We start from the raw sequence: 11,375 nt of genomic DNA, 5'->3' as shown, positions 1-11,375 counted from the left end.
GCTCTTCCAGCCTCCTGTCCCCCTTTTCTCCTCGCCCCGACTCGGTTGACGTCCGCGCGATTCTCCCGTACAATAGCACCAGCGTTCCCAGGAGGACTCTCTTGTTCAAGACTGCCGCCATCCGAATAGGGGTCTTGTTCGCCGTTCTCGCCACCCTGGGAACCGTCTCCACTGCCGACCCGCGCCCTCCCGTCCGCCGCCCCGCCGCATCGTACTGGGACCGGATTCGCGACGCGGTGCAGGCGGGCGCCATTTCCGCCGATCAGGGCCTCGTGTACGGTGTTACCGCCCTGTTCGCCCCCGAGCAACTCCCGCGCCCCTTCGCCCTGGGCCAGCGCGGCAAATGCGGCACACCCGTTCTCGTTGAGACCGAAGGGCGCTGGGCGGCGCTCCCCGAATGGGCGCGGGCGGCGCTGGCGCAGTGGCCGGTGGCCGCGGGCGCCCGTGGGCTCACGCGAACCGACACGCGCCCGCCCCTCAGCGGGCCGGAGATCACCCTGGCTACCGACCATTTTCTGCTCCACTACACCCTCTCGGGCACAGACGCGGTAGCCACCACCGACGCCAACGCCAATGGGGTGCCCGACTACGTGGAGGGCGTCGCGCAGGTCATGGAACGCTCGCGCCAGGTGCAGGTGGAAACGCTGGGCTGGCTGGAACCGCCCTCCGACGAGAACACCGACCCAGGCTCCCCGCTATACGATATCTACATCGTCCACCTCTCCGTGGACGGCCTCACGTTTCCCGAGGCCATCAAGGGAGACAACGAACATTCGCCAGGCCGCATGGAGCCGTTTGCCCGCACCAGTTACATCGCCCTGCACCATCGCCTGCCGCTTCCCATCCTCCAGGTAACCGCCGCACGCAATTCAGTTCGGCTACAATGCGGCGGCAGAGGGGTTTGACGCCCGCCGCTGGCTCATGGAGGGCACGGCAACCTGGATGGAGGACCAAGTTTACGACGACATCAATGACAACGTGGGCTATCTGCCCAGCCTCTTCTCGGGCCCCGACCGCTCCCTTGCGGAGTCGCAGAACCACTACGCTTCGTGGGTCTTCTTCCAGTACCTGGAGGAGCATGGCGGAGGCCCCGAGGTCATGCGCGACATATGGGAGCGCGGCGTGCCCCTGGAGGGCGATTTCTCCACGCGCGTCATCCGCGACGCACTCCTGGCGCGCGGGCGCGACTTCGGCGCCACGTTCCTGTCCTTCTGCTCCGCGAATCTACTCCTGATGCCGTGTGAACTGGCGCCAGGCCCTTTCTGCTACGACGATGCGCTCCTGTACCGCGAGCATGCGGGGTCGGCGCTGATTGAGGGAACGTTCACGATCGCCAACGGCGAATGGCCCTACATCCCACCCGACGGGGTACAGCCGCTCGCATGCGACAACATCCGCGTCGTTTCGCAAAGTAGCCGTGTCGCCGCCAGCGGCTATGTCGGATCATCCGGAACCCAACTCGTGGCTACGTGGTTGGGCGTCAGCGCCTTCGCTGCTGAAGCCATCCCCGTGCCGGTGCAGAACGACCCGCTCCCGCCGCAGTCCGCCGTCCAACCGGCTCTCTATCAAAACCTGTACCTCGTCGTCGCCAACGTAAGCGATCCCGCCGAGGCCATGCTCGCCTGGGCACGCTACGGGGTCATCTTCGCCGCAACGGACGCAGATACGCCCACCCCTACACCCACGCATTCCCCAACGCCCACATGCACCCCGACGCCGTCGCCAACGCCCACCCGCACGCCGACACCGGGTGCAGCCCGACGCCTCTGGCTGCCCATCGTCATCGCCGAGTAAGCAGGGGCCGCTACTGCTTGGGGAACTCCTTCGCCCACACCTGCCCGCGCCACTGAATTTCGGCCCTCGCAATCCACTGGCCGGGCGCGTAGGTCAAGGCGCGGAAGACGGCTTCCTTCTTCTCGCCGGGTTTCAGCGGGCGCAGGTCGTCGGGGCTGTAGTACCACGTGATGACCGGCCGCTCCCCCTCGCCGTCGGTGAGGTAGAACACCGGCAGCACGTCGCCGGGCAGGACTTGCGAGGATGTATTCTGAATCGTAACGCGGATGTTGAAACTTCGGTCGTGATAAACCGGGTCGGCGGGATACTTGTCGGGATTGGCAAGGTATTCGCCCTCGTACCACCACTCGCCCCACGTAATGCGAAGGTCTCCGGGCAAAGCCGTGGGTTCCGGCGTGCCTGTGGGCGTCGCAGAGACGGCCACCGTCGGCGATGGGGTGAAAGTCAGCGTGGGCGTCTTCACAGCCGGCGGCGATGCAGCAGGTGTTACCGTGGCAGGCGACGGTTCGGGCGTCCGCCCACCGCAGCCTCCCGCCAACGTAACAAGAAGGAACATCGCGATCAATCCCATTGTTGTGCTCTTTCTGGTCATCCGTTCCTCCACATCGCGCCCGCGCAAGATTCACGCGCCAGTCCGAGATTCCTCACCGCCGCCCCGCCCGCCATGAGGCGTAGGCCAGCCAGAGCCCGAGCGCGATGGCCAGGAGCATGGCCAGCCCGCTGGCGACTGCCGCCCAGACCCGCGCCTGTTCCCACAGCGCCGCCGCGCCCAGAATCGCCGAGGCCACCACCAGCGCGCCCACAACCACGCTGGCCGACAGGCGCGTCATGGTGCGATCCACCCGCTGCAGGCTCTCCCGGACATCGTCCAGACGCACGCCCAACCGCAGGTCGCCTCGCTCTAGCCGATCCAGCAGCCTCGGCGCGTGGGTCGGAAGGTACAGCAGCAGTTCCAGCCATTCCTGGAACCCCGACGTGGCCCGCGTGAAAATCGCGGTTGGCGACACCAGGCGCGCCGCCAGGTCTCGCACGTAAGGCTCCGCGACGGTCAGAATGCTGAAGTCCGGCGCCAACTTCGCCCCCAGGCCCTCCATCATCACCAGCGCCTTCGCCAGCAGCCAGTACTCCGATGGCAACCGCACGCGGTGGCGAAACACCATGGGCAAAATGTCATCCCAGAGTTCCGACACGCGCATCTCCCCCAGGCGCACATCCTGATACTTGTGCACCAGTCGGTCCAAATCGCGCTGGAGCGCCACGCGGTTGGCCCCGTATCCCACCGCTTCCATGCGAATCAACTCATCCACCACGGCAGCAGTGTCGCGTCGCACCGTAGAGACAAACAGCCGCGCCAGCGCAATCTGGTCGGCCGGGTTCATGTACCCCACCATCCCGAAGTCCATCGCGCCAATGGCCCCGTCGTCAAGGATGAAAAAGTTCCCAGGATGGGGATCGGCGTGGAAGCAGCCCAGGTCAAACACCTCGCGGATCACGATGCGCGCCGCTTCCTCGGCCAGCGCCTGGCGGTCCACGCCCGCGCGATCCAGGGCGTCCAGATCGTCTATGCGGACCCCTCGCAGCCGCTCCAGCGTGAGCACGCGCCGCGTCGTGTACGCCCAGAAGACCTTCGGGATGCGCACGGCCGGATCTTCGGCAAAATAGGCGCGGAAGCGCTCGGCATTCCGCCCCTCGCGCACGTAGTCCAACTCCATGCGCAGCGTGTAGGCGAAATCCTCCGCGATGGCCGAGAAGTCGTACACCTGCCCCCACCGCGTGCGCTCGCGGGCAAGCGCAGCCAGGTCGCCGAGGATATCCAGGTCCGCCGCGATGGTGTCTTCAATCCCCGGCCGCTGCACCTTCACGACCACCTCTTCGCCAGAGCGAAGCGTCGCCGCATGAACCTGGCCCAGTGACGCCGCGGCGATCGGCTCCTCGTCAAAACTGCTGAAGACTTCCGGAATTGGCGCCCCCAGTTCGCGCTCCACGCAGGCCCGAACCGAATCCCACGGCGCTGGCGCGACGGCATCCTGCAACTTAGCCAATTCGGAAAGCAGCGCGGGAGGAATCAGGTCGGGCCTGGTGCTCAGAATCTGGCCGATTTTCACAAACGTAGGCCCGAGTTCCTCAATGGCCTGGCGCACCCTGGCTTCGGTGCTCAACCGATCCGAAACCGCGTAGCCCGTAACAAGCCGCAGGGGCCACGGAGCGTAGCCGGCAATCCCCAACTGCTCCACGACATTGAGGAACCCATGTCGCACCAAGACGCCGACGATCTCCCTGTATCGGCCCAGATTCCTGTAGCGACGCCGAAACTCCAACATGCGCCTCAACCTTCAAACACCCGGCGCAGCGCATCCTCGTGTTCCTGCACGGCTCTCTCGCCCGCCGCGATGCATTCGGGGATGCGCGTGAAGCCTGTGAACGTGCCAACGCTCGCAGGCACCTCCGGGCGAATCAGCACATCGGCGGGGCATTGCTCCAGGCGCAGGTCCGTCAGCGTCGCCATGATGAGGTCAAATCCCCGCTGCATCAGGGCCATGAGGCGTGGCGCAGGAACCAGGGACGTGCCGTCGTCCGCATTGTCGCTGCCCAGGCATGGGGCGCTCCGGGGGCAGACGTCTACCGCCACGACCCACTCCGCGCCCATCTCCCTGGCGAGCGCCACGGGTAGGTTGTCCGACGCGCCACCGTCCACCAGAGTCCGGCCCCCGATCTCCACCGGCGCGAAGACGCCCGGGAAGGCCATCGTCGCCCGCACTGCCAGGGCCACGTCGCCCTCACGCAAGGGCACCTGCTCGCCCGTGTCACAGTCCACCGCCATGAGGCCCAACGGCACCGCCAAATCGTGGAATCGGGCCTTCCGCAACTTGGTGCGGAAGTAGCGGAGCAGACGGTCGCCCGCGATGAGGCCGGTCGGGGTCGGTTTTCGGTCCAGCAGTTGCGCCAGGCGGCGCAGGCTCGTCAGCGCCAGCGCCTCCTGCTCCATCTCGGCAACGCTCATGCCCGAAGCGTAGGCGGCGGCGACGATACCCCCCATGCTGGCCCCCGTGAGCAAATGGGGACGCCAGCCGCGCGCTTCCAGCGCCTTCAGCACGCCGATGTGGGCGAAGCCACGCACTCCTCCGCCGGACAGGGTCAACGCAATTCGGCCTGACTTCATGCTCGCTACTCCTGTGGATGGTGCGCAAGCCTGGGAGTTGCGCTTCACTATACCGCCAACCCGCCATCCCGTCAAGGCGCGCATGGCCCGCGGCGCCTCGTGCCGTGTGCCGAACCGCTTCGCCCACTCGGGGCTAAACTCCACTGGTCGCGCCATGGGTACAGGCGCGACGCGCTTTCGGACTTGCGTTCCACCTCGCTCACCCATAATAGAACCGAACCGCGTCGTATCAGATTTGACAGTTTCGTCAGAACTCGTACAATATAGATGCAAAACCGAATACTTCGCTGTTGCAATGAGAAGGCAGTAGCAAATCTTTACGGCGTCGCGCTACTGCCTTTGTTTTGCGCCCGAAACGAGGTGTAAAGTATCCATGGCTGAACTAGACCAAATCCGAAACATCGGCATTATTGCCCACATAGACGCAGGGAAAACCACAACGACAGAGCGAATCCTGTACCACACCGGCCAAACCTACCGGCTCGGCAGCGTGGACGAGGGCACGACCATTACGGACTTCCTGCCCCAAGAACGGGAACGCGGCATCACCATCCAGTCCGCCGCGGTTACCTGCCAGTGGCAGGGGCACCACATCAACATCATTGACACGCCCGGCCACATTGACTTCACCGCCGAGGTCCAGCGGTCGCTTCGCGTTCTGGATGGCGGCGTAGTCGTATTTGACGGCGTCGCCGGCGTGGAGCCGCAGTCGGAAACCGTCTGGCGCCAGGCCGACCGCTTCGGCGTGCCGCGCATCGGCTTCGTCAACAAGATGGACCGCACGGGGGCCAACTTCGCCCGCGTGCTGGACATGGCCCGCCGTCGCCTATCGTGCAACCCCATCGCGGTACAGATGCCCGTTGGCTCCGAAGCGTCGTTTGAGGGCGTCATAGACCTGCTCGCCATGAAGGCCATTCGCTTTGACGAAGACGGGCAGCCGGTTGACGGGCCAATCCCCCCTGCCCTGGAGGCCGAAGCCCTCTCTTGGCGAGAGCGGATGATTGAGCAACTCGCCGATGTGGACGACGCCATTGCCGAGCGCTACCTGGAAGGTCAGGACCTGGACTCGGCCACACTCACGGCGGCCCTCCGCGCGGCCACACTGAGCGGCAAAGCCATCCCGTTCCTGTGCGGCAGCGCAGCGAAAAACAAGGGCATCCAGCCCCTGCTGGACGCCATCGTGGCCTATCTGCCCTCGCCGTCCGACATGCAGGCCATTGAGGGCACATCTCCCGAAACCGACGACACGGTCATCTGCCGCCCAAGCGCCGACGAGCCAGCCGCAGCCCTGGCGTTCAAAATCACAACCGACCCCTACATGGGGCGACTTGTCTTCATCCGCGTGTACTCGGGCAGCATCCGCAAGGGTGAGTCCTACTACAATCCCCTCGCGGGGCAGAAAGAGCGCGTGGGGCGGCTGGTTCGCATGCACGCCGACCGCCGCGAAGAGGTGGACGTGATCTCCACCGGCGACATCGGCGCTATCTTGGGTTTCAAGGCCGTATCCACTGGCGATACCCTGTGCGATCCGGCCAGGCCCGTTGTTCTGGAGAAAATCAACTTCCCGACGCCGGTCATCTCCGTGGCCATCGCCCCCGCATCGCGGGCCGATGAGGCCAAACTGGGCGCGGCCCTGGCTCGCCTCGCCGACGAAGACCCGACCATCCACCTGCGCCAGGACGAGCGCACCGGCGAGACGATCCTATCGGGCATGGGTGAACTCCACCTGGACGTCTTCGTGGATCGCCTGCGGCGCGAGTTCAACGTCCGCGCCAATGTGAGCGAGCCGCGCGTCGCCTACTGCGAGACCATCACCAGGCCCGTAACAACCGAGTACCGCCTGGTGCGCCAGACCGGTGGACACGGGCAATTCGCTCACGTCATCCTGGAAATGGAGCCCCTGCCGCCCGGCACGGGATACCAGTTTGAGGATCGCCTGCGCGGCACGTCCATCCCGCGCAAGTTCGTCCCGGCCATTGAGGCGGGCATCCGCGACGGGCTTGAGCGCGGCGTCCTGGCCCAGAACCCGATGGTAGACATCAAGGTTACCCTCGTGGACGGCAACTATCACGAGGTGGACTCGTCCGACATGGCCTTCCGCACCGCGGCGTCCTTCGCCATCCGCGAGGGAGCCCGCAAGGCGGGGCCAGTGCTATTGGAGCCCATCATGCAACTGGAAGTGGTAACACCCGAAGAATACACTGGCGAGGTCATCGGAGACCTGAACATGCGCCGCGGGAGTCTCCTGGGCATGGAGCCGCGCGACGGTGCTAACGTCGTCGTGGCGCATGTGCCCCTGGCAAACCTGTTCGGCTATGCCACCATCCTGCGCTCCAAGACCCAGGGGCGCGGCGTCTTCACCATGGAGTTCCACCACTACGCCCAGGTATCGCCCGACATCGCCCGCGCCATCATAGAGCGCGCCGCCGCGTAGTTACAACGCATCAACGACAAGACGGGAGACCCATCGCGGGCCTCCCGTCTTTTTTCGTCTGCCACCCTAGCCGAGGCTGCCGACGACGGCCTCAACCTCGCGCAGAATCTCGCACGACTTGACGAGTTCCTTCATCGTGTTGTGATCGGGGTACAGCGGACGGTCCACGTCCAGGAAGGCCACATGGCGGCGGATGACCTCCTTGGCCTTCGCCACCCCGTGTCCCACCTTGTGCGTGCGGAAGTCCAGCGCCTGCGCCGCGGCCATGAACTCAATCCCCAGGACGCCATAGGCGTTGTCCAGAATCTGCATGTTCTTGATGGCCGTGTTCATCCCCATGGACACGAAATCTTCCTGGTCTGCTGCGGCAGGGATGGACTGAATGGACGCCGGCATGGACAGAATGCGCTGCTCCACAATCTGCATGTCCGCCGTGTACTGGCTCAGCATGAGGCCCGAGAACATGCCTGCGCCCTTGGTCAGGAAAGCCGGCAGGCCCACGCTCAGCGCCGGATTGTTCAGGCGGTTCAGCCTGCGCTCCGACAGGACGGAGACCATCGTAATCGCCGCCCCGGCCATGTCCATCGGCAACGACACCGGCGACCCCTGGAAGTTGGCCCCCGACAGTTGCAGCCGATCCTCCGGGAAGAAAATCGGGTTATCACCCACGCCGTTCAGTTCAATCTCCACCTGCGACCGCGCCCACGCCAGCGCGTCGTGCGCCGCGCCGATGACCTGCGGCGTGGAGCGCATGGAGTAGGCGTCCTGCACCTTCACCTTCAGCCGCCCCTCGGCCAGGTCGCCGCCCGCCATCAACGTGCGGATGGCTCGGGCGCTGCGGATCGCGCCCGGAAAGCCCCGCGCCTCGTGAATCTTCGGGTGATACGGCTTCATATTCGCCAGCAGGGCATCCAGCGACATCGCCGCGGCAATCTCTGCCTGCTTCAGCCAGTTGTTGGCGTCGTACAAGAACAGGGCGCTCATCGCCGTGAGCACATTGGAGCCGTTGATGGCCGCCAGGCCATCCCGCGCCTGCAACCCCGGGATGGGAATCCCGGCCCGCTCCATCGCCTCGCGCCCGGGGAGCAACTCGCCCTTGTAGTACGCCTGCCCCTCGCCCAGCAGGAGCAGCGCGATTTGGGACATCGGCGCCAAATCGCCGCACGCGCCCACCGACCCCTTCTGACACACGTAGGGCGTAACGCCCTTGTTCAGCATCTCCACGAGCGTCAGCGTGATCTCCGGGCGGCAGCCGGAGTTCCCATGCGCGTGCACGTTGATGCGGCTCGCCATAGCCCCACGCACGTACTCTATGGGCATGGGGTCTCCGATGCCTGCCGCGTGGTTGTAGATGAGGTAGCGCTGGAAATCCTTCACCTGCTCGTCCGTCAGCACGATCTCCGAAAACTCGCCAATGCCCGTGTTGACGCCGTACATGATCTCCCGCGCCTGGATTTTCTCCTCCAGCATCGCGCGGCACGCCTTGATCTTCTCCAGGGATTCGGGGGCCAATTCCACCCGCTCGTTGTCGCGGGCAATCCGCACCAGGGCATCCACCGTCAGATTCTTCCCGTTCAGGACAATTGTCATAGAAACGCCTCCTCAAGATTATGGGGCACACCAAAGAGAAGTGGGGCTTCAACGAAAAGTTGCGGGCTGTCAGAAGCAAAGAGGAATCTGGGTTGCCGGCAAATACTTCACCTCCTCGTAAAGTATCCGTGCCTGCGGAACATTGCTGCATCATTGTACCGCGGCAGGCGCATCTTGCCAAACCCAACTCTCCGGCGTTGTGTTACGTTCGCGTGCATTCGCGGTTGCGTCGCAGGCGATGGCATTGGCGCTCTCCCGACAACCGGCCTATAATGTGCCGGTAGTTCAGTTGCATCCTGCCGTTCCAAGGAGGTGCCGACCATGCAAGACGCCAGGTCGCTTGACGAGCAGTGCATCAACACCATCCGCTTCCTGTCGGCAGACGCCGTGCAGAAGGCCAATTCGGGCCACCCCGGCGCCCCCATGGGTGCCGCGCCGATGGCCTACATCCTGTGGGACCGCTTCCTCAAGCACAACCCGCGCAATCCCCAATGGCCCAACCGAGACCGCTTCGTGCTCTCAGCGGGACATGCGTCCATGTTGCTCTACTCGCTCCTCCACCTCACCGGATACGACCTGTCGCTGGAGGACATCCTCAACTTTCGCCAGTGGGGCAGCAGGACGCCCGGCCACCCGGAATATCCCCATACGCCAGGCGTGGAGGCCACCACCGGCCCTTTGGGCCAGGGCATCAGCCACGCCGTCGGCATGGCCATTGCCGAGGCCCACCTGGCGGCGCGGTTCAACCGCCCCGGCTATCCCATCGTGGATCACCACACCTACGTCCTCGCCAGCGACGGCGACCTGATGGAGGGCGTGGCCTCGGAGGCCTGCTCGCTGGCAGGACACCTGCGGCTGGGCAAACTCATCGTCCTCTACGACGCCAACCGCATCTCCCTGGCTGGCTCCACCGACCTCGCGTTCACCGAGGACGTGGCCAAACGCTTCCGCGCCTACGGCTGGCACGTCCAGCACGTGGACGACGGCAACGATCTCGCAGCGATAGAGGCAGCCATCCGAAGGGCGAAGGCGCACCGTGCCCGCCCCTCGCTCATCCTCGTGCGCACGATCCTGGGCTATGGCGCGCCGCACAAGCAAAACACGTTTGAGGCGCACGGAGCGCCCCTTGGCGACGAGGAACTCCGCGCGGCCAAGGAAGCCCTCGGCTGGCCGCAAGAGCCATTCCACATCCCTGGCGAGGCCCTGGCGCACTTGCGCACGGCGGTAGCGCGCGGGCACGAAGCCGAAGCCCGCTGGCAAACCCTGTTGGCCCGCTACGAGAAGGCGTACCCCGACCTTGCCGCCGAGTTCCTGCGCTGCACAGCAGGCCACCTGCCCGAGGGTTGGGAAGCGAGCCTGCCCGTCTTCCCGCCGGACGCCAAAGGCCAGCCCACGCGCAAAGCGTCCGAAACCGTGCTCCAGTGCCTGGCCGCAGCCGTGCCCGAACTGATGGGCGGCTCCGCCGACTTGAACCCCTCCACCTTCACCTGGCTCAAAGGGTACGGCGACTTCCAAAGTCCCCGGCACAACCCCGAGGACCGGCAAGGCGCGGTGGGCGGCGAATGGGGCTACGGCGGGCGCAACATCCACTTCGGCGTCCGCGAGCACGCCATGGCCGCCATCGCCAACGGAATGGCGCTCCACGGCGGCCTCATCCCCTACACGGCCACCTTCACCGTCTTCGCCGACTACATGCGCCCCTCCATGCGTCTGGCGGCCCTCATGGGCATCCGCGTCATCTACGTCTTCACCCATGACAGCATCGCCCTGGGCGAGGATGGCCCCACCCACCAGCCCGTGGAGCAGATCATGAGCCTACGCGCCGTGCCCAACCTCACGGTCATCCGCCCCGCCGACGCAGCGGAGACGGCGGAAGCCTGGCGCGCGGCCTTGCTCAACACCCACGGCCCTACGGCCCTGTTCTTCACGCGGCAGAACGTGCCAACCCTGGATCGCTCGCAGGTAGCGCCTGCCGAGGGCCTGCGCCGAGGAGCCTACATCCTGTGGCAGTCGCGAGACGGCATCCCCGACGTGATCCTGATCGGCACAGGCTCCGAGACGCACCTCGCCCTGCAAGCCGGGCAGCAACTGGCGACCGAAGGGGTCAACGCCAGAGTCGTCTCCATGCCCTCGTGGGAACTCTTTGAGCAGCAACCGGAGGACTATCGGGAGAGCGTCCTGCCCCGCGCCGTTCGCGCGCGGGTCTCCGTGGAGGCAGGCGTGCCGTTGGGCTGGGAGCGATACGTCGGCGAGAACGGCGCCATCGTGGGACTTGGGCGCTTCGGAGCCAGCGCGCCCGGGCCGGTCGTGTATGCAAAACTCGGATTCACGATGGAAAACGTAGCCGACCATGCCCGCCAGGCGCTGAAGCGCGCGCAGCGCTGATACTCGCCCTCG

General features: G+C 65.5%; 8 protein-coding genes. 4 read left to right on the top strand and 4 right to left on the bottom strand.

Annotated elements, in window-relative coordinates; genetic code table 11:
- The first annotated feature begins 101 nt into the window (after window positions 1-101).
- Both H5T65_09000 and H5T65_08995 read left to right on the top strand, forming a co-directional pair.
- Window positions 102-905 carry a hypothetical protein gene (locus tag H5T65_09000; protein ID MBC7259373.1) on the top strand — a complete coding sequence of 268 codons (804 nt, stop codon included), beginning with the start codon at window positions 102-104 and terminating at the stop codon, window positions 903-905.
- 37 nt (window positions 906-942) lie between these two features.
- Window positions 943-1,794, top strand: coding sequence for a hypothetical protein (locus H5T65_08995; GenBank protein ID MBC7259372.1), 852 nt, complete (start codon window positions 943-945; stop codon window positions 1,792-1,794).
- Between the two features lie 10 nt (window positions 1,795-1,804).
- Here H5T65_08995 and H5T65_08990 read toward each other — a convergent pair whose 3' ends face one another.
- From H5T65_08990 to H5T65_08980, 3 genes are all read right to left on the bottom strand, one after another.
- Window positions 1,805-2,350 carry a hypothetical protein gene (locus tag H5T65_08990; GenBank protein MBC7259371.1) on the bottom strand — a complete coding sequence of 182 codons (546 nt, stop codon included), beginning with the start codon at window positions 2,348-2,350 and terminating at the stop codon, window positions 1,805-1,807.
- Between the two features lie 88 nt (window positions 2,351-2,438).
- The gene (locus H5T65_08985; GenBank protein ID MBC7259370.1) at window positions 2,439-4,115 is read right to left on the bottom strand and encodes an AarF/ABC1/UbiB kinase family protein; all 1,677 of its coding nucleotides are present in this window, start codon (window positions 4,113-4,115) and stop codon (window positions 2,439-2,441) included.
- A 5-nt stretch (window positions 4,116-4,120) separates the two neighbouring features.
- On the bottom strand, window positions 4,121-4,954 hold the full coding sequence (locus tag H5T65_08980) for a patatin-like phospholipase family protein (protein ID MBC7259369.1): 834 nt from the start codon (window positions 4,952-4,954) through the stop codon (window positions 4,121-4,123).
- Window positions 4,955-5,327: 373 nt separating this feature from the next.
- Here H5T65_08980 and fusA point away from each other — a divergent pair, with 373 nt between their 5' ends.
- Window positions 5,328-7,388, top strand: coding sequence for an elongation factor G (fusA, locus tag H5T65_08975; GenBank protein MBC7259368.1), 2,061 nt, complete (start codon window positions 5,328-5,330; stop codon window positions 7,386-7,388).
- Window positions 7,389-7,454: 66 nt separating this feature from the next.
- Here fusA and H5T65_08970 read toward each other — a convergent pair whose 3' ends face one another.
- Window positions 7,455-8,978: an aromatic amino acid lyase gene (locus H5T65_08970; GenBank protein MBC7259367.1), complete on the bottom strand. Its 1,524-nt coding sequence runs from the start codon at window positions 8,976-8,978 to the stop codon at window positions 7,455-7,457.
- Between the two features lie 321 nt (window positions 8,979-9,299).
- Here H5T65_08970 and tkt point away from each other — a divergent pair, with 321 nt between their 5' ends.
- On the top strand, window positions 9,300-11,363 hold the full coding sequence (gene tkt / locus H5T65_08965; GenBank protein MBC7259366.1) for a transketolase: 2,064 nt from the start codon (window positions 9,300-9,302) through the stop codon (window positions 11,361-11,363).
- Window positions 11,364-11,375: the final 12 nt, after the last annotated feature.

The sequence above is a fragment of the Chloroflexota bacterium genome, from assembly GCA_014360805.1.
Classification (GTDB): domain Bacteria; phylum Chloroflexota; class Anaerolineae; order DTLA01; family DTLA01; genus DTLA01.
Note: the sequence above shows the minus strand (reverse complement) of the source record. Positions and strands in the feature narration are given on the sequence as shown.

Coding starts and splice junctions, on each gene's coding strand:
- H5T65_08995 (MBC7259372.1), top strand. CDS start 943: ATGGAGGACCAAGTTTACGACGACATCAATGACAACGTGGGCTATCTG.
- H5T65_08990 (MBC7259371.1), bottom strand. CDS start 2,350: ATGTTCCTTCTTGTTACGTTGGCGGGAGGCTGCGGTGGGCGGACGCCC.
- H5T65_08985 (MBC7259370.1), bottom strand. CDS start 4,115: ATGTTGGAGTTTCGGCGTCGCTACAGGAATCTGGGCCGATACAGGGAG.
- H5T65_08980 (MBC7259369.1), bottom strand. CDS start 4,954: ATGAAGTCAGGCCGAATTGCGTTGACCCTGTCCGGCGGAGGAGTGCGT.
- fusA (MBC7259368.1), top strand. CDS start 5,328: ATGGCTGAACTAGACCAAATCCGAAACATCGGCATTATTGCCCACATA.
- H5T65_08970 (MBC7259367.1), bottom strand. CDS start 8,978: ATGACAATTGTCCTGAACGGGAAGAATCTGACGGTGGATGCCCTGGTG.
- tkt (MBC7259366.1), top strand. CDS start 9,300: ATGCAAGACGCCAGGTCGCTTGACGAGCAGTGCATCAACACCATCCGC.